This window comes from Citrobacter sp. RHBSTW-01013 (genome assembly GCF_013781985.1).
In the GTDB taxonomy this organism is placed as follows: Bacteria; Pseudomonadota; Gammaproteobacteria; order Enterobacterales; family Enterobacteriaceae; genus Citrobacter; species Citrobacter braakii.
Window position 1 is genome coordinate 4,952,675 of sequence record NZ_CP056185.1, and the last position, 18,819, is coordinate 4,971,493.

An 18,819-nucleotide genomic window follows, 5' to 3' on the forward strand; every position below is an offset into this window, starting at 1 on the left:
AAATAATCATGACTGAAAAAAAATATATCGTTGCGCTCGACCAGGGCACCACCAGCTCCCGCGCGGTCGTAATGGACCACGATGCGAATATCGTTAGCGTTTCACAGCGCGAATTCGAGCAAATCTACCCGAAAGCAGGTTGGGTAGAACATGACCCAATGGAAATTTGGGCGACCCAAAGCTCCACGCTGGTAGAAGTTCTGGCGAAAGCCGATATCAGTTCCGATGAAATTGCAGCGATCGGTATTACCAACCAGCGTGAAACCACCATCGTCTGGGAGCGTGAGACCGGTAAACCTATCTATAACGCAATTGTGTGGCAGTGTCGTCGTACCGCGGATATCTGCGAAAAGCTCAAGCGCGACGGGATGGAAGAGTACATCCGTAATAACACGGGTCTGGTAATTGACCCGTACTTTTCCGGCACTAAAGTGAAGTGGATCCTCGACCACGTGGAAGGCTCACGTGAGCGCGCTCGTCGCGGCGAACTGCTGTTCGGTACGGTAGACACCTGGCTTATCTGGAAAATGACGCAGGGACGCGTACACGTAACGGATTACACCAACGCCTCTCGTACCATGCTGTTCAACATCCACTCCCTGGACTGGGATGACACGATGCTGGATGCGCTGGATATTCCGCGTGCAATGCTGCCAGAAGTGCGTCGTTCTTCTGAAGTGTACGGCCAGACCAACATCGGTGGTAAAGGCGGCATTCGTATTCCTATCTCCGGTATTGCCGGTGACCAGCAGGCCGCTCTGTTTGGCCAGCTGTGCGTGAAGGAAGGGATGGCGAAAAACACTTACGGTACCGGCTGCTTCATGCTGATGAACACTGGCGAGAAAGCCGTTAAGTCCGAAAATGGACTACTGACCACCATCGCCTGTGGACCGACCGGGGAAGTGAACTACGCGCTGGAAGGTGCGGTATTTATGGCTGGCGCATCCATCAAGTGGCTGCGCGATGAAATGAAACTCATCAGCGATGCATTCGACTCTGAATATTTCGCCACCAAAGTGAAAGATACCAACGGCGTGTACGTCGTTCCGGCATTTACAGGCCTTGGCGCACCGTACTGGGACCCGTATGCACGCGGAGCCATCTTCGGCCTGACCCGTGGCGTAAACTCCAACCACATCATCCGCGCAACGCTTGAGTCTATCGCTTACCAGACCCGTGACGTACTGGAAGCGATGCAGGCTGACTCCGGTATTCGCCTGCACGCCCTGCGCGTCGATGGCGGTGCGGTCGCCAACAACTTCCTGATGCAGTTCCAGTCCGATATTCTCGGCACGCGCGTTGAGCGCCCTGAAGTCCGCGAAGTCACCGCATTGGGTGCGGCTTACCTTGCCGGTCTGGCAGTAGGTTTCTGGCAGAATCTGGATGAACTGCAGGAGAAAGCGGTCATCGAGCGTGAATTCCGCCCTGGCATCGAAACCACCGAGCGTAATTTCCGTTACAGCGGCTGGAAAAAAGCGGTCAAACGCGCCATGGCGTGGGAAGATCACGACGAGTAATTCGTCATTGCCGGATGGCGACGTTACCTTGTCCGGCAATATCTTCGTGCGGGGGCAACCCCGCACACACATCAATAATCTAGTCCCCTCCCCTGTGCTACACTTCGCGTCATTCCTTTCAGCTACGAGTTTGCAATGAGACGAGAACTTGCCATTGAATTTTCACGCGTGACCGAAGCGGCCGCGCTGGCTGGCTATAAATGGCTGGGCCGCGGCGATAAAAATACCGCTGATGGCGCGGCGGTGAACGCCATGCGTATTATGCTCAACCAGGTCAACATCGACGGCACCATCGTGATTGGCGAGGGTGAGATTGATGAAGCTCCGATGCTGTTTATCGGCGAGAAAGTCGGAACCGGCCACGGTGATGCGGTCGACATCGCCGTCGATCCTATCGAAGGCACGCGTATGACGGCAATGGGCCAGGCGAATGCGCTGGCGGTGCTGGCTGTAGGCGATAAAGGCTGTTTCCTGAACGCGCCAGACATGTACATGGAAAAGCTGATTGTCGGCCCTGGCGCAAAAGGGTCCATCGACCTGAACCTGTCACTGGAAACCAACCTACGAAACATTGCAGCCGCGCTGAACAAACCACTGAGTGACCTGACCGTCACCATCCTGGCAAAACCACGCCATGACGAGGTTATTGCAGAGATGGCGAAACTGGGCGTGCGCGTCTTCGCCATTCCTGACGGCGACGTTGCGGCCTCGATTCTGACCTGTATGCCTGACAGCGAAGTTGACGTGCTGTACGGTATTGGCGGCGCTCCGGAAGGCGTGGTTTCCGCGGCCGTCATCCGCGCGCTGGACGGCGACATGCAGGGCCGCCTGCTGGCGCGCCATGACGTCAAAGGCGACAGCGAAGAGAACCGTCGTATTGGCGAACAGGAACTGGCCCGCTGCACCGCGATGGGCATTGAAGCGGGCAAAGCGCTGCGTCTGGATGAAATGGCGCGCAGCGACAACGTCATTTTCTCCGCTACCGGCATCACCAAAGGCGATCTGCTGGAAGGGATTAGCCGTAAAGGCAATATCGCAACCACCGAAACGCTGTTGATCCGCGGCAAATCACGCACGATCCGCCGCATTCAGTCGATTCACTACCTCGATCGCAAAGATCCCGATGTGCAGGCGCACATCCTGTAATTGATTTGATCAATAGAGCCTTCCAGCCCATCCGGGCTGGAAATCTTTCGTCCAACGAACGAAGATAAGGCAATCAAAGCAGACAGGAGAAAACCATGGCAGATTGGGTAACAGGCAAAGTCACAAAGGTGCAGAACTGGACCGATGCCCTGTTTAGTTTGACCGTGCGAGCTCCGGTTCTTCCTTTCACTGCAGGTCAGTTCACCAAGCTTGGCCTTGAGATCGACGGTGAGCGCGTCCAGCGCGCCTATTCCTACGTGAATGCGCCCGATAACCCCGACTTAGAATTTTATCTGGTGACGGTTCCCGACGGCAAACTCAGCCCTCAACTGGCGGCGCTAAAGCCTGGCGATGAAGTTCAGGTGGTGAGTGAGGCCGCTGGATTCTTCGTGCTGGATGAAGTCCCTGATTGCGAAACGCTATGGATGCTGGCAACCGGCACGGCTATCGGCCCGTATTTGTCGATTCTGCAACTAGGCAAAGATCTGGGGCGCTTTAAAAATCTGGTGCTGGTCCACGCCGCACGCTATGCCGCCGATTTGAGCTACCTGCCATTGATGCAGGCGCTGGAAAAGCGCTACGAAGGTAAATTACGCATCCAGACGGTTGTTAGCCGTGAGACAGCCGTAGATTCGCTGACCGGGCGTGTACCGGCGCTGATTGAAAGCGGTGAACTGGAAAAGGCGGTAGGGCTGCCAATGGATAAAGAAACCAGCCATGTGATGTTGTGCGGAAATCCACAAATGGTACGCGACACGCAGCAACTGCTGAAAGAGACCCGGCAGATGACCAAACACCTGCGCCGTCGACCGGGCCATATGACTGCTGAACACTACTGGTGAGGGTTGCCGGGAGGCGCTTGCGCTTCTCCGGTCGACAACTACTGGCGCTCGGCTTTGTACTTTACGTCCTGCGTATCCTTACCATATTTATTTTCGTCCTGGGTGCCAACGAACGCGCCCAGATCGATAAGCATACCGACCAGAATGAGCGTCGGAACAAAGCGACCAACCGCCCATTGCCAGACGCCGGGTAACATCGTCCAATTTCCGGCCAGCAGCATCCACGCCAAAATCATCAGCAGCGCCCACGCTCCAGAACGTCCCCGATCGTGCAGGCGTTTTACCGTCACTGCCGCCGTCGGCCATAGCAGACAAACCAGACAAAATGCCGCAGTCTGAATATCGAGTAATTGCTTGCTCGCCAGCGAGAACAGAACCAGCATTCCGACGATCCACAGACCTATCCAAATCCAGAAATCACGGCGCCCGATGCGCCCTTTAAATGAGAATAACCACTGCTGTATGGTCATGTAAGTTCCTTTATTATTACCTTCCAGAACAGTTTACCCTTTTGACAAGCCCGACAGTTACCGTTTTAATCGTGAGCAGTCATAACGAAAGGTACGATTGATGAAGCAAGGATTTACACTGTTTTTATTATTGTTTTCAGTCTTCACCGCGAGCGTTGCGGCACGGGCGGAAGAGCCATCGACGGCAACCACGGCCCCCTATTTACTGGCGGGTGCGCCGACCTTTGACCTGTCGATTAGCCAGTTTCGCGAAAACTTTAATACGCAGAATCCGAAGCTTATCCTGAATGAGTTCCGCGCCATCGACAGCAGCCGCGATCGGGCAAACCTCACCCGCGCGGCCAGTAAAATCAATGAAAACCTGTATGCGTCCTCCGCCCTTGAGCGCGGCACGCTAAAAATCAAAAGTATGCAGATAACCTGGTTGCCGATTCAGGGACCAGAACAAAAGGCGGCCAAAGCGAAAGCGCTGGAATACATGACCGCCGTCATTCGTACCGTCGCCCCGCTACTGACGAAAGAGCAGAGCCAGAAAAAGCTGCAAAAACTGCTCGCTGCCGGCAAAGGTAAACACTATTACGCCGAAACAGAAGGCGCAATTCGCTATGTTGTGGCAGATAACGGTGAAAAAGGGCTGACCTTCGCTGTTGAACCGATTAAGCTGGCACTATCAGAAAGTCTTGAGAAGGCGAATTGATGACAAAAAGCAAAGCCTTTCCGCAGACGAATCTCTATACTGTTTCACAGACCATGCTGCCCTGACGGGCGGCCATATTCCTTAATTCGCTGACAAGCGTGGAGAAATGAAATGCGACATCCTTTAGTGATGGGTAACTGGAAACTGAACGGCAGCCGCCACATGGTAAACGAACTGGTTGCTAATCTGCGTAAAGAACTGGCTGGCGTTGCTGGCTGTGCAGTAGCAATCGCTCCGCCGGAAATGTATATCGACCTGGCGAAACACGCCGCTGCCGGTAGCCACATTATCCTGGGCGCGCAGAACGTTGACCTGAACCTGTCTGGCGCATTTACCGGTGAAACAAGTGCTGAAATGCTGAAAGATATCGGCGCGCAGTACATCATTATCGGTCACTCTGAGCGTCGTACTTACCACAAAGAGTCTGACGAGCTGATCGCTAAAAAATTCGCCGTGCTGAAAGAACAAGGTCTGACTCCGGTTCTGTGCATCGGTGAAACCGAAGCAGAAAACGAAGCGGGCAAAACTGAAGAAGTCTGTGCACGTCAGATCGACGCCGTTCTGAAAACTCAGGGCGCGGCAGCATTCGAAGGCGTCGTTATCGCTTACGAACCAGTATGGGCTATCGGTACCGGTAAATCTGCAACTCCTGCTCAGGCTCAGGCTGTTCACAAATTCATTCGTGACCACATTGCTAAAGCTGACGCGAAAATCGCTGAACAAGTTATCATCCAGTACGGCGGTTCCGTAAACGCAGCTAACGCAGCAGAACTGTTCGCTCAGCCGGATATCGATGGCGCGCTGGTTGGCGGTGCTTCTCTGAAAGCAGATGCCTTCGCGGTCATCGTTAAAGCAGCAGAAGCGGCTAAACAGGCGTAATGCTGTTGAGGCGGGTAGCGCTTCGCTGACCCGTCCTCCAAGACTGTAGGCCCGGTAAGCGTTAGCGCTACCGGGCTTTTTTTTACAACTTACCCAACACGCTAAACCACAGATAATCCAGCGGCAGAAGAAGCAGATATGTTGCCGTCGCCAGCGCGATACACAGCAGCATCCCCGCCCTCGCAGGCACTTTCCCAAGCGCCATCGCCACCACAATCGGCGAAGCCTGATACGGCAGTAGCGGTGTGGAATACCCCAATACCTGAATCATAATTACCGACAGCAGCGGGAACCCAGTCGCATCGGCAAAACTTTGCGCCAGAGTGGTATACAGCGCCGGAACGCCGTTCGCCGTCATAATAAAATTGAGTGCGGTGGTAATGCCGGTCAGCGCGAGAAAGCTGGTAAATGGTTTTTCCGCATCCAGCGGCATCACCTGTAACAGCGCCTCGCCCACTGCATTGCCAATGCCGGTCTGGGTAACGGTAATTGCCAACCCCAGAATCCCCGCCACGTAAATGCAGGTCCTGATATTTACCCCGGAGGAAAACTCGTCGCCATTGATAAAGCCAACCCGTGGTAGCAGCGTGATAACCGCTGCCGCCAACCCGGTCCACGCAGGCCCTATACCGTGCCAGCTTTCACTTACCCACAGCAGCAGCACCACTGCTAACATCCAGGCCAGACGTTTTTCATCCCGGCTCATTGGTTCCGCTGGCGTGAGATCGCGCGGTGCGTGGGGCTTGCCAGGGAACAGCCAGCAGATAAGCATGATGAGCACCGCGCCTTTCAGCCAACCCAGAACCGGCGTATGCAGCAGCAAATAGGGAAGATAATTGAGGTGGATGCCGTAAGAGCCTTCCGCCGCGCCGCTCATTACCAGATTTGGCACGTTAGCGGGTAAAATGGTCGCGGAAAGCTGGAACGTCCCAAACCCGACGGCCAGCGCCAGACCATACCAGGCGCGCGTACCCTCGTTAATTCCGGCACGCTTCGCCATTGCGGCAACAATCGGCATCAGCAGCGCAATACGCCCCATATTGGACGGCATCACAAACGCCAGCGCGTAACTGAGCAGCACCACGCTCGCTACCATTAACGGCCAGGAATCGGTCAATCGCGATGACAGCGCTCTCGCCGCCCTGTCCGCCAGCCCCGTTTTGCGAATCGCGATACCCAGCACAAAACCACTAAAGACCAGCCAGAATGCCGAAGACGCAAATCCGCCAAAGATCACATCCGCAGGTGCGATTTTGGCGACCATTGCTACGGCAAAGAACAGCAGCGCCGTTATAAACTCCGGCAGTAGTGACGTCGCCCAGAGCAGGATGGTAATGCCAACCACCAGAGAAGGGATAAACAGAGGGTGTGTAAGCCAGAGCGACATGCCTGTCTCCTGTTGTTTTTTTCAACAAGAATACGGGGACAGACATGCGGAGTAAATGCCAGATTAGGTGGGGTTAACGCAGAATATCACATTGATGATCCTGAATTTCCTCAGCGGAGGCGAGATTGAGCGACAACAGATTGCGCTGGGTCGCCAGCAGGACAAAGGACTCATCGCTCTGACGCACCATCGCCAGCGCATAGCTGCCCATGTGCTCACGCGCATCCGGCACCTCTTCTGCCAGCATCATAAACGGGCTGCGTTGCGCCAGTTCATTTTCCGTGACGCGACGCGCCAGATATTCATGACCGCGCAGCCCATCCGGTAATGGCAGCCAACGAGTGCTGATTTTCGCCAGATTGTCATCCAGCTGTTTTCTGACATCGGTTCGCAGGCAGGAGATATGAATATGCAGATGATTTTGCGTACGCCCGTTACGCGAGTTAATGGTCAGCGATACCGCTTTGTCAGGGATTTCCTGACCGTATTTTTGGCTCATAAAGCTGCGCGCCTGCCAGGCCAGCCAGAAAAAGTTCGGCGTCCCTGATTTCAGCAGCAACGGGCTTTCCGTTCCGTTGATACGCCAGGTCGGCATCAACAGGTATTGCAGTGGGCCGTTACGATCTTTGAACACCACATATCCGGCATCCGGTTTCACTTCGGCGCACGGCGCGGGATCCTGCTGCTGCAACTGGTGCGGCAGGCATTGCTGAAGAACGATCTGGCGTAATGCGTCCGGGTTACCGGTGAATTTCCAGTACCCGATACCTGCAGCAGCGGCGACTACAATCACCGCCAGTAAAAGATAGCCTGCTTTTTTCATTACGCGTTCCCTGTATCTCATTGAAGGGCAAGAGTAACGCAAAACCATGACAAATAAAAAACCCGGTCGCGTTATGCCACCGGGTCGGTAAATCACAGACTTATTTAGCGCTTGCTGATCTGGTCAAACGTACCACCGTTAGAGAAGTGCTCTTTCTGCGCTTTCGTCCAGCCGCCAAACTCTTCGTCGATGGTGAACAGTTTCAGCTTCGGAAATGCATTTTCGTATTTCTTCGCAACGTCTGCATCACGCGGACGATAGTAGTTTTTCGCTGCAATTTCCTGACCTTCCGGAGAATAGAGATATTTCAGGTAGGCTTCCGCCACCGTTTTGGTGTCTTTCTTTTCCACGACTTTGTCGACCACGGAAACGGTCGGTTCCGCGAGGATAGATTCACTCGGCGTCACTATCTCGAATTTGTCTTTGCCCAGCTCGTTTGTCGCCAGCAGGGCTTCGTTTTCCCAGGCGATCAGCACATCACCGATACCGCGTTCAACGAAGGTATTGGTTGAGCCACGAGCACCGGAGTCCAGCACTTCAACATTCTTATACAGGGCCTTCACGAAGTCTTGTGCCTTGGCCTGATCGTTGTTGTTGTGGTGCAAGGCGTAGCCCCATGCCGCCAGATAGTTCCAGCGTGCGCCGCCTGAGCTTTTCGGGTTTGGTGTAATGACCGACACGCCTGGTTTGATCAGATCGTTCCAGTCATGAATTTGCTTGGGGTTGCCTTTGCGGACCAGGAAAACGATGGTGGAGGTGTATGGCGCGGAGTTATCCGGCAGACGCTTAATCCAGTTTTTATCGATACGACCACGTTCAGCAATGGCATCCACGTCGTAAGCCAGCGCCAGCGTCACGACATCGGCTTCAATGCCGTTAATGACGGAGGTCGCTTGTTTACCCGAACCGCCGTGCGACTGGCGAATCACGACGTTGTCGCCCGTTTCCTGCTTCCAGTGCGCGCTGAAGGCCTTATTGTACTGCTCGTACAGTTCACGCGTTGGATCGTACGATACGTTAAGTAACTGAATATCCTTTGCCATAACGCTGGTCGATGCCAGCAATAATGTTAACCCTACGCCCCATTTGTTCATCGCCCAGCTCTCTTATGTGGTGTTGTGATGAGCAAAGCGTGCCAGAAAGGTATCCAAACATTAAAGAATAAAAAAAGATTTGCTATAACTTGGGGGAATAAATGCGGGGAATTGTGCCGAATGGTGGTTAGCGGCTCATCAGGCCTACAAGTCTTTACAACCTGTAGGCCTGATGCGCTTAGCGCCATCAGGCGCGGAAAAAACAATCAGTACAGTTTTTTCGCGCAGTCCAGCCAGTCACCTTTGAACGGACGCTTCATGTTTTCAATCGCGTCGATGATGTCGTGGTGAACCAGTTGCTCGTTCTGAATACCTACACAGCGACCGCCGTGACCTGCCAACAGCAGTTCAATGGCATATGCGCCCATACGGGACGCCAGGATACGGTCGTAAGGCACCGGAGAACCACCACGCTGGATGTGACCCAGTACGGTTGAGCGCGTTTCACGACCCGTTTCTTTCTCGATGTAATGCGCCAGTTCGTCAACGTCACACATGTGCTCAGTGATCGCCACAATCGCGTGTTTTTTACCTTTCGCGATGCCTGCTTTGATTTCAGCAACCAGATCGTCACGGCTGAATTCCACTTCCGGAACCACCACGAACTCACAGCCACCAGCAATGGCAGCCGCCAGAGTCAGATCGCCACAGTAGCGGCCCATCACTTCAACGATGGAAATACGCTGGTGAGAAGAAGAGGTATCACGCAGACGGTCAATCGCTTCGACTACGGTACCCAGAGCGGTGAAATAACCGATGGTGTAGTCGGTGCCTTTGATATCGTTGTCGATAGTGCCCGGCAGACCGATGCATGGGAAGCCCATTTCAGTCAGGCGTTTTGCCCCCATGTATGAACCGTCACCACCGATAACAACCAGTGCGTCAATGCCACGCTTTTTCAGGTTTTCGATAGCCACGGCACGCACGTTTTCGTCGCGGAATTCCGGGAAGCGGGCAGAACCGAGGAATGTGCCGCCACGGTTGATCATGTCGGACACGCTGTAGCGGTCAAGTTGAACCATACGGTCTTCATACAAACCCAGGTAGCCATCATGGATCCCCATGACTTCCAGCCCTTCCGTCAACGCTGCACGTACAACACCACGGATTGCTGCGTTCATGCCCGGCGCATCACCGCCGCTTGTCAACACACCGATTTTCTTAATCATGACTACCTCTGAACTTTGGAATGCAAAATGAAATCTGCTGCCGGAAGTCGATTCCGCATATCGAAACGATCCAACGAATATGCAGATAGTATAACAATCACTTCCTGCTGAATTGATTCAGGTCAGGCCAAATGGTGGTAATTTATACACAAAATGCTGGCCCGGTTCACTTTTTTTACAACGAATTATAAAAGCTCAAACATCTTGCCTTCCTTGGGTACGACCGAACAGGGATCCTGATGAATGATGACATCCGATCCCGGGAAACGCCGTAAAATTGCCTGCTCTACCTGTTCAGCCACTAAATGCGCCTGAACGAGCGGCAGATTATCTTCCATTTCCAAATGAATCTGAATAAAGCGGGTCGGCCCTGACTGCCGCGTGCGAAGATCGTGAGCGCCGCTGACTCCAGGCCATGACGTCACAATATCAATAATTTCCTGACGTTCTTCATCGGGTAAAGCGCGATCCAGCAAAGACTGTACCGCCTCATAACCCATGCGTAATGCACTATATAAAATATAGATGCCAATCCCGAGCGCAAACAAGGCATCTGCGCGATGCCAGCCGTACCATGCCAGCCCAAGCGCCACGAGAATTGCACCGTTCATCATAACATCAGACTGATAATGAAGCATATCCGCCCTAACGGCCTGACTTTGCGTGCGCTTCACCACCCAGCGCTGAAACGAGACCAGAATGATTGTACACACTAACGCAATGATGGTGACAACCACCCCGACGCCAGGATCTTTCATTGGCGTGGGTTGGATGAGATGCTGAATCCCGGTCAGGAATAAAAACAGCGCCGAACCGGAAATAAACATGCTTTGCGCCAGCGCCGCCAGCGATTCCGCTTTTCCGTGTCCGAACGTATGTTCATCATCGGCCGGTTGCAAAGAATAGCGCACCACCAACAGGTTGGTTAACGACGCGGCGATGTCCACCAAAGAATCCACCAGCGCTGCCAGAATACTGACCGATCCGGTGTACCACCACGCAAAAATTTTGCTCAAAAGTAACAGCGATGCCATCACGGTCGCCGCGATTGCCGCCCGGCTAACCAGCCGCCCATAGGTTTGATTCATAAACACTCCTGCCAGGATATGCCGCTAGTATAACGGATGAAGTAAAACAGTCAGGCAATAACCGAGTGACAAATTTTGGGCAAAAAAAACCCCCACATCATGTGGGGGAAGACAGGGATGGTGAAGATATTCCGCATGTAACAAACTGGAATAAAAGGATTTATTCTAATCTTCGTCTACATTTTGACTACACTTCGACAAAGAAGCAGCCAGGCACACCGTGCTTGGCTGTTTCGTTTTTGAGCACCATCGACAATAATACCCGCCTCAATACGGAGGGTACCCAATGGAAAAAATCATCACCATCATTGCAGCGATAGCCGGTATCGCTTTCTGGATCGGGCTTATAAATCCGAAATGGGTTTTTATGCCAAATCGAAAAAAATCATCACTCGTTTACCTTGCTATATGCCTGATTACTGCCGCTGCCGGGGCGAATCTTTACCCTACCCAAAAAACAGCCACACCAGTAAGCAATGCAGAAGCAGACGCCAGCAGCACCACCAAATCCCCAGAAATGCCACAGCAGCCAACTAATTCTGTTGCCGCTGATGTTGGCGTTATTGATTTTTCTGAGGTAACAAAGACTCTCCCTGCGCACCTGGCTAAAGAGCTTGGAAATTTGAATCTTTCCATTATCCCGGTAATGCAGGATAAAACGCTTGTTGTCGCATTCAATTTCGACAACATAGAAGAGTTGCAAGCAAGGAGCGCCGTTCAAACGGTTTGTTATACCTACTTCAATACAGGCAAGAAACAGCGAGCGTGGAAGGCTGGAGTAGTGGAAAAAGTCTTCATCACTAACGATATCCTAACCAAAGGCTTTGTATTCAACGGTGGTGATAAAAGTTGTGATGAATGGGCGAAAAAAGCTGGTGATGAGGGAGATAAATTCTTAAATGAGAAGCTTCAAAAAAGCAGATTTGTAGCCATAAACAATAAATAATTTCACTGAATGAGCGCCCATAAAGGGCGCTCTCACTTCGCTATAACACCAAACTTAACTGATCTTCGCCGTGATGGCTTCGCGGGAAAACGTCTTGAGGAACCACCGCGCCGGGGACTGGTTGAGTCTGGTTTAATGATTCGTCTATTTGCGTCATGCTGGTAAAGCAGTAGCCGCACAACATGTTTTGACACTGGTGATAACTGCGTCGCACTAAATCACTCAACTCTACACTGGTACGAGTTTTCGCAACTGCACGGCAGCGAGGACAGCGCATCGCCATACGCGGGCCTCCTCTGGGCTGGTTAATATCACGTCAAGTATAACGCTTAACCCGTTGATTCGTCACCCGCCTCAGCCGTCCATTCATCAATCTTAACTTCCAGCTCCAGCGAGGTGGTAAAGCCGCCGCTGCCGATATCATGCACACATCGGGTAATAGTCCAGTAACCATTATCAATCGTGGACTTAAAGCCCGATACGCTCGCCGGTTGTTCCGGGTACAAATCCGCCCGGCCCCGCGCCAGCGTGATGGAGAATGATGCCGCGCCACGCTGTAATTGGCTCCACTTCGCCGCTGCTGCCCGCTTCGCCGCCTTCTCAGTTTTATACGTCTTGCGGATCACGAATACGTTACCTTCCGCGCCTGCCATGTAATCCCCTTCCTTGCTGCTTGAGGCGGGTTCTTTAGGCTTCTTCTGCTGGGTTGTTCTGCGGCGTCTGCGGGTATTTGTCTGTACTGTGGTGGCGGGCTTCTTACCGAAATTCAGATCCAGCCAGTAAGCGGTAACGCCGGTATAAGCGTCACGATCGGCAATGCTAAAACTGTGCTTGTCTCCGCTGGCCCGTACAATGCTGATCGCCGGTAAAGGTTTACCGCTTTGGGTTAAGCCCTGCCCCGGCGTGATGAACAGCAACATGCCATTTTTGACGGTGGCAACCGCACCCAGCATATCCGCCATTCTGGTGAGAAAACTGATATCTGATTCACTGGTCTGGTCTGCGTGATCGATCTCAATCTTCGCCAGTTCCTCACTCACCCCGGCGCGCAGGTCGTACCGGCTGGCAATACTGGCAACCACATCGCCAACGGTAATATCGTGCCAGGAGTATTCACGCTTCACGTTGAACGTGTCGCGAAAGTCTGCACTGCGGGCGCTGATGGTGAGCTGATCAGGCGGGCCACGGTGCGCAACCTCATCAACGGTGTACAGCCCTTTAAATACCAACGGATCATTATCCCAGCCCAACGAAACGGAAATCTTCGCGCCACGCGATGGCATAACGATCTGTCCGTCTGAATCATCCAGCGTGAGATCAAGCGTATCCGCTTCAAATCCCCGGTTGTCCGTCAGCGACAACGAGATCAAACGGTCATCCAGCGCGGTGAGCTGCTTGCCCTCAATCTGAATACTGAACGCCGGGCGGGGCGAATAACGCGCATCATCATTCAACATCTTATTGGTACCCTCATTGGTGAGGGTACCATCGTCGCCACGCGCGCGCGTACAGACAACGCGGGGCTGTTGTTGCGGTCTGCTGACAACGCCCACCTCTCGCACCGGCTGGCAATTGTCGCAATGATAAGTGGCAATCATTGACCTGGCGAGGCAACTACATGGCCACAAATTCCCATCACGGTGTAACCGTCACGGAAACCACCGATCTGAGCACGATGATCACCGATATTGATTCGGCGGTTATCGGCGTCGTTTGTATCGCTGACGATGCAGACGAAGACGCTTTCCCGCTGGATACCCCTGTACTCATTACCCGCGTGGCTAACATGCTGGGCAAAGCAGGCAAAACCGGCACCCTGTTCACCACCCTGAAAGCCATTTCAGACCAGACCAGCCCACAGACTATTGTGATCCGCGTGGCTGATGCGTCAAAAATCGTACCCCCTGAAGGTGGCACGGCTCCGACGCAGGATCAGCTGGTCATTGGCGGTACTGATCCAGAAACGGGGCTTTTCACCGGCATGTATGCGCTGCTATCTGCGGAGATGCGTGTTGGCGTCCGCCCGCGTGTGCTTGCCGTTCCCGGCCTTGATACTCAGCCAGTGGCGGCGCAGCTCGGTGTAATGGCTGAGAAGCTGCGCGCCTTTGCTTATGTGTCTGCAAATGGCTGCAACACCATCGCAGAGGCGAAGGAATACCGGGAGCAGTTTGCCCAGCGTGAAATGATGGTGATCTGGCCTAACTTCATTTGCTACGACACCAACGCGGGAGCAAACGCCACCGTGCCGGTGGGTGCTCATGCGGTAGGGATGCGCGCCAAAATCGACGCAACGCAGGGCTGGCACAAAACCATTTCCAACGTGCCGGTGAATAACGTGCTGGGGATGGATCGCGATATCTATTTCACCTTACAGGGCACCGACACCGACGCGGACGAGCTGAACGCGGCAGGCGTCACCACCCTGATCAAACAGGATGGCTATCGCATCTGGGGATCGCGCACCTGCGACGAAGAAACCTACATCTTTGAGAGCTACACCCGTACCGCTCAGATTGTGGCGGATACCGTGGCAGAAGCGCATTTCTCCTACGTTGATAAGCCGCTCACCCCGTCACTGGTGAAAGATATCGTTGACGGTATCAACCGCAAGCTGACGTCCTATGTGACGGCGGGCAAGCTGCTGGGTGCGCGCTGCTGGTATGACCCTGAACCGAATACCAGCGAAACGCTGCGCAACGGGCAGCTCACCATCAAATACAACTACACGCCTGTCCCTCCGCTGGAAAATCTCAGCCTGGTGCAGGAGTTCACTGATGAATACTTCGCTACGTTTTCCAGCGCAGTGAATAACTAACCGGGGGCGCGTATGGCTCTGCCTAAAAAACTTAAATACTTCAACATGTTCTTTGACGGGGATAACTACTTCGGCATGGTGCCGGAAATCACCCCGGCGAAGTTAACCCGCAAGACAGAGGATTATCAGGCCGGTGGTATGCCTGGTTCTGTCGCGGTCGATCTCGGCTTTGATGCCGGGGCGCTGGATATGGATATCACCCTTGGCGGCATGGATGCGGGGCTGCTGAAAAAATGGGGCATCGCCACCGCCGATGGTATGCAAACGCGCTATGCGGGGTCGTACCAAGATGATTCAACCGGCGAAGCGGTACCCGTTGAAATCCAGACGCGCGGACGCTTCACGGAGATGGATCCGGGCACGTCCAAAACCGGGGATGATACTTCGCATAAGTACACCCTGAAAAATACCTATTACAAGCTGACCATCAACGGCGAAGAAATCATTGAAGTTGATGTGCTCAATATGATCTACAAAGTTGGCGGCGTTGACATGATGGAAAAACACCGCGCCAACATTGGCTTATAAGGAATTAACGCACCATGACAAAAGTAACCGGTAAAGAAGTTGTCACGCTCAATGCGCCTATCGTTCGCGGCAAGACGGCAATCAGCGAAATCACGATCACACCAGTCTTGAAGCAGGCCGGATCGCTGCGTGGCTTAAAAGTCTATGACGTTCTGACGTCGAATTATGATGCGCTGGTTGTTCTGCTGCCGCGCGTCACCGCCCCGGCGCTGACCGCTGACGAAATCGCCCGCATGGATACGTGGGACTTCTGCCAGCTCGCCAACGCGGTGGTTGATTTTTTGCAGCCACCTTCGGATCAGAGCGGGACGGATACGGGCAGCGCGTCATCCGATGCCCCTGCGAACGCATAGAAAATTTAATGGCGGATATCGCCGTCATTTTCCACTGGCGACCAGCGGAGATGGACGCCATGACGGTAGAGGAACTTCTGTTATGGCGTGATCAAGCCGCTGCGCGCAGTGGCGGAGATCAATAAATGGCAGACCGCAAATTAAATATTCAGGTGGCTTTCAGCGCCCTGAATAATATGTCTCAACCTGTCAACGCGGCGCGCCAGAGTGCCGCCGCGCTGGCCTCTCAGATTAAGCAGACGCAGAGCAGCATCAAAGGGCTTGAGCGTCAGGCTACCAGCTTTGACCGGCTGACCAACGCCAACAAAAAAACCACCGATCAACTGGCGCAGGCAAAGACGCAGGCGCGTGAAATGGCGGCGGCTTTCGGCCCACTTAAACAGCGCAGTGCTGAGCAAGTTACCGCCCTCAACCAGCAGCGGGCAGCGATTCGCAACCTGACAGCCCAGCAAAAAACGGAACAGGCCCAGCTCAACCAGTTGCGCGCCAGCTTCTACAGCGAAGGGATTGCGATCAGCAGTACCAGCCGGGCAACGGAACAAATCAGCCAGCGCACCGCACAATACAACCGCCAACTTACTGAGCAACAGCGGCGGCTTGAGTCTGTCACTCAGGCACAGGCCCGCTATGCCCGCGCCAAAGAAACTGGCGAGAAGCTGCAAAGCGCTGGTATGAAGACCGCAGCGACCGGCGCGGCGGTTCTTGCTCCCGTCGCTGCTGCCATAAAGAGTTACAGCAGCCTGGAAGATGCCATGAAGGGCGTATCCAAACAGGTTAATGGCTTGAGGGATAGCAGCGGCAACCGCACCGCCCAATATGATGAGATGGAAAAGGCCATCAAAGACGCCGCCGAAAAGTTACCTATGCAGAATGGCGCTATTGATTACGCCGCTCTGGTAGAGGGTGGCGCACGTATGGGAGTAGCAAACAGCGATGACCCATGGCAGAAGCAGAAAAAAGATCTGCTTACGTTTGCCAATACAGCCGCTATGGCCTCAAAGGCGTTTGAGCTACCCGCCGATCAGCTATCGGAAAGCCTGGGCAAAATTGCGGGGCTGTATAAGATCCCCATTCAGGACATTGGCAAGCTGGGCGACGTTATCAACTATCTGGACGATAACGCCACGTCAAAAGGCTCTGACATTATCGACGTGTTGCAGCGCGTGGGCGGTGCTGCCGATCAGCTCGGCTATCAGAATGCTGCTGCATTAGGTTCAACGTTCTTAACTCTTGGTGAACAGTCAGAAACAGCAGGCACCGCTGTTAAAGCAATGGTGCGCGAGCTGGGCAATGCGATGGTGCAGCCCGATCGCTTTATGGAAGGTCTTGACGCGCTGGGGCTGAACGCTGAGAGGGTACAGAAGAACATGGCGAAGGACGCCATGGGCACCATTATGGCAGTGATGGAAGCCACCAAAAAGCTGGAGCCAGATAAGCAACTGAACGTACTTACTCAGCTCTTTGGTGATGAATATGCAATGGCAGTATCCAAAGTTGCCAACAATCTGCCGGAACTACGCAGGCAGCTCGAATTAACTCACGGTACCGCATCGAAAGGCTCAATGAAGCGTGAATCAGATATTGACCTTGATTCTCTTACTTCACGCTGGTTGATCACAAAAACTATTCTTTCCAACAACTTCACCGCATTAGGAAAATCAATGCGTGAACCAATGATGGAAATCATGGGTTCGGTGAGCAAAGTCTTGATTTCTATTCGTGGCTGGGTTGAAGCCAACCCGGCACTGGTTGCCGCCATCATGAAGACCGTCGCCGCGATTGGGGCCATTCTCACGGTGCTGGGTTCGCTTATGCTGGCGCTGGGCGCAATACTCGGCCCGATGGCGCTTGTACGGCTGAGCTTTACAACGCTGGCAGGTGAAGGCGGGATCGCTAAGCTGCTGACCAGCATCACCCGGCTGGGCGGCGCATTTCAGTGGCTGGCTGGTTCGCCTATGCAGGCGCTACTTACTGCCGGTCGTGCGGTCTTTGGCCCCCTGATCACGCTGCTGGCGGGTATCTCTGCCCCAGTCTGGGGTCTGATTGCCCTGTTTGCTGGCGTCGCTATTGCGATCATCCAGTTCTGGCAACCTATCAAGGCGTTTTTCAGCGGGTTCTTCACCGGTCTGATGCAGGGGCTACAGCCGATCTTTTCTATCGTTTCCGCAGTATTCTCACCGCTGGTACCGATATTTGACGCCATCATCTCCGCGCTCAGTACGGTATGGGACTGGTTTACAAAGCTGTTTGAGCCGATCCAATTCTCCACTGAGGCGCTTAAATCCTGTACCAGCGCCGGGGAGTCCTTCGGCAAGATTGTGGGTGAGGCCATCTCACTGGTGCTATGGCCCGTTGAACAACTCTGGAAAGGTCTGGATCTGGTGCTGGAAAAGCTGGGCTTGATCCCCGATCAGGCAGAGCGGGCCAAAAAAGCCGTTGAGCAGGTGAACACGCAGAAGAAACTTACCGGGCTGGCGGATACGCTTGCCGGGGATCTGAAAGCCGTCACCGCGCAATCGAAGAAGGAGGAGGAGAAGAAGGAGCAAAAGCGGAAAACGGAACAGAGCCAGCAGCAACAGGCGCTTGCCAATAACCTGAAAGGCCCGGCGAACCTCGCACCGAAGATCAGCGGTAGCCTGGATAAAATTGCCAGCAACACGGCAGAGAAGAAAGACGGCCCCGGTGAAATCGTATTCAAAAATAAACAGCCGTACATTCCTATCCGTGGCGGGTATGCCGAACCGGTGCAGCAGGTTCAGCGGCAGGTGCCATCACTCACCGCATGGATGCAGCAGCAGGCTGGGGCGCTGGTTTCCTCAGTGCTGCCGTACAGCGTTCAGCAACCTGCCACCCGTTCACCAGTGTCGGCGGTTCCGTCTGCGGCTTCCGTCGCGGCGCTAATGCCTGGCGGCGACGTGTTTAACTTTGAAATTAATATCAACGACGCGGGCCAGATGGATGAGCAAAAACTTGTCCAGCGTATCCGCGAAGAGTTCACCGTTGCCCAGCAGCAGGCCGCACGGCGCAAACGCTCGCAACTGACCGACCACGAATAAGGGGCAAAG

General features: G+C 53.8%; 19 protein-coding genes. 11 read left to right on the top strand and 8 right to left on the bottom strand.

From position 1 onward, the window contains the following. The first annotated feature begins 8 nt into the window (after window positions 1-8). The 3 genes from glpK (at window position 9) to fpr (ending at window position 3,505) form a co-directional block, all read left to right on the top strand. Window positions 9-1,517 carry a glycerol kinase GlpK gene (gene glpK / locus HV350_RS23675; RefSeq protein WP_181629427.1) on the top strand — a complete coding sequence of 503 codons (1,509 nt, stop codon included), beginning with the start codon at window positions 9-11 and terminating at the stop codon, window positions 1,515-1,517. 135 nt (window positions 1,518-1,652) lie between these two features. Continuing rightward, complete coding sequence (glpX, locus tag HV350_RS23680; RefSeq protein ID WP_016155253.1) at window positions 1,653-2,663, top strand: class II fructose-bisphosphatase; 1,011 nt, start codon at window positions 1,653-1,655, stop codon at window positions 2,661-2,663. A gap of 95 nt (window positions 2,664-2,758) precedes the next feature. Then, complete coding sequence (gene fpr, locus HV350_RS23685; protein ID WP_016157907.1) at window positions 2,759-3,505, top strand: ferredoxin--NADP(+) reductase; 747 nt, start codon at window positions 2,759-2,761, stop codon at window positions 3,503-3,505. A 38-nt stretch (window positions 3,506-3,543) separates the two neighbouring features. Here fpr and HV350_RS23690 read toward each other — a convergent pair whose 3' ends face one another. Further along, window positions 3,544-3,975: a DUF805 domain-containing protein gene (locus HV350_RS23690; RefSeq protein WP_016155251.1), complete on the bottom strand. Its 432-nt coding sequence runs from the start codon at window positions 3,973-3,975 to the stop codon at window positions 3,544-3,546. 100 nt (window positions 3,976-4,075) lie between these two features. Between HV350_RS23690 and HV350_RS23695 the strand changes: the two genes are divergently transcribed. Together HV350_RS23695 and tpiA are read left to right on the top strand one after the other, a co-directional pair. Further along, window positions 4,076-4,672 carry a YiiQ family protein gene (locus HV350_RS23695; protein WP_181629429.1) on the top strand — a complete coding sequence of 199 codons (597 nt, stop codon included), beginning with the start codon at window positions 4,076-4,078 and terminating at the stop codon, window positions 4,670-4,672. A gap of 111 nt (window positions 4,673-4,783) precedes the next feature. Then, complete coding sequence (gene tpiA / locus HV350_RS23700) at window positions 4,784-5,551, top strand: triose-phosphate isomerase (protein WP_003028783.1); 768 nt, start codon at window positions 4,784-4,786, stop codon at window positions 5,549-5,551. A gap of 82 nt (window positions 5,552-5,633) precedes the next feature. Here the strand turns inward: tpiA and HV350_RS23705 are convergent, their stop codons facing one another. The 5 genes from HV350_RS23705 to fieF form a co-directional block, all read right to left on the bottom strand. Then, window positions 5,634-6,938 carry an SLC13 family permease gene (locus HV350_RS23705; protein WP_103284381.1) on the bottom strand — a complete coding sequence of 435 codons (1,305 nt, stop codon included), beginning with the start codon at window positions 6,936-6,938 and terminating at the stop codon, window positions 5,634-5,636. A gap of 73 nt (window positions 6,939-7,011) precedes the next feature. After that, complete coding sequence (locus HV350_RS23710) at window positions 7,012-7,761, bottom strand: CDP-diacylglycerol diphosphatase (RefSeq protein ID WP_181629431.1); 750 nt, start codon at window positions 7,759-7,761, stop codon at window positions 7,012-7,014. 104 nt (window positions 7,762-7,865) lie between these two features. After that, window positions 7,866-8,855, bottom strand: a complete 990-nt coding sequence (gene sbp / locus HV350_RS23715; RefSeq protein WP_047357764.1) for a sulfate/thiosulfate ABC transporter substrate-binding protein Sbp — start codon at window positions 8,853-8,855, stop codon at window positions 7,866-7,868. 206 nt (window positions 8,856-9,061) lie between these two features. Beyond that, window positions 9,062-10,024 (bottom strand): 6-phosphofructokinase, encoded by a 963-nt coding sequence (pfkA, locus tag HV350_RS23720; protein ID WP_003028778.1) that lies wholly within the window; start codon window positions 10,022-10,024, stop codon window positions 9,062-9,064. Between the two features lie 185 nt (window positions 10,025-10,209). Beyond that, window positions 10,210-11,112 (bottom strand): CDF family cation-efflux transporter FieF, encoded by a 903-nt coding sequence (gene fieF, locus HV350_RS23725; RefSeq protein ID WP_181629432.1) that lies wholly within the window; start codon window positions 11,110-11,112, stop codon window positions 10,210-10,212. 286 nt (window positions 11,113-11,398) lie between these two features. On the opposite strand from fieF, the gene HV350_RS23730 reads away from it, so the two are divergent. After that, the gene (locus HV350_RS23730) at window positions 11,399-12,058 is read left to right on the top strand and encodes a hypothetical protein (RefSeq protein ID WP_101361063.1); all 660 of its coding nucleotides are present in this window, start codon (window positions 11,399-11,401) and stop codon (window positions 12,056-12,058) included. A gap of 40 nt (window positions 12,059-12,098) precedes the next feature. Here the strand turns inward: HV350_RS23730 and HV350_RS23735 are convergent, their stop codons facing one another. Beyond that, a complete protein-coding gene (locus tag HV350_RS23735) occupies window positions 12,099-12,341 on the bottom strand; it encodes an ogr/Delta-like zinc finger family protein (protein WP_001514747.1) in 243 nt (80 codons plus the stop codon). Between the two features lie 46 nt (window positions 12,342-12,387). Further along, window positions 12,388-13,515 (bottom strand): phage late control D family protein, encoded by a 1,128-nt coding sequence (locus tag HV350_RS23740; RefSeq protein ID WP_181630687.1) that lies wholly within the window; start codon window positions 13,513-13,515, stop codon window positions 12,388-12,390. Window positions 13,516-13,676: 161 nt separating this feature from the next. Here HV350_RS23740 and HV350_RS23745 point away from each other — a divergent pair, with 161 nt between their 5' ends. Genes HV350_RS23745 through HV350_RS23765 form a run of 5 tightly spaced genes read left to right on the top strand, consistent with a single transcriptional unit; the run spans window position 13,677 to window position 18,810 of the window. Next, window positions 13,677-14,873, top strand: coding sequence for a phage tail sheath subtilisin-like domain-containing protein (locus HV350_RS23745; RefSeq protein ID WP_181629434.1), 1,197 nt, complete (start codon window positions 13,677-13,679; stop codon window positions 14,871-14,873). Window positions 14,874-14,885: 12 nt separating this feature from the next. Beyond that, window positions 14,886-15,401, top strand: coding sequence for a phage major tail tube protein (locus HV350_RS23750; protein ID WP_001514744.1), 516 nt, complete (start codon window positions 14,886-14,888; stop codon window positions 15,399-15,401). Between the two features lie 14 nt (window positions 15,402-15,415). Further along, entirely contained in the window at window positions 15,416-15,754 is a 339-nt protein-coding gene (locus tag HV350_RS23755) for a phage tail assembly protein (protein WP_001514743.1), read from the top strand. Between the two features lie 50 nt (window positions 15,755-15,804). Continuing rightward, window positions 15,805-15,879: a GpE family phage tail protein gene (locus HV350_RS26755; protein ID WP_326490683.1), complete on the top strand. Its 75-nt coding sequence runs from the start codon at window positions 15,805-15,807 to the stop codon at window positions 15,877-15,879. Beyond that, the gene (locus HV350_RS23765) at window positions 15,880-18,810 is read left to right on the top strand and encodes a phage tail tape measure protein (protein ID WP_181629436.1); all 2,931 of its coding nucleotides are present in this window, start codon (window positions 15,880-15,882) and stop codon (window positions 18,808-18,810) included. It begins immediately after the preceding gene. Window positions 18,811-18,819: the final 9 nt, after the last annotated feature.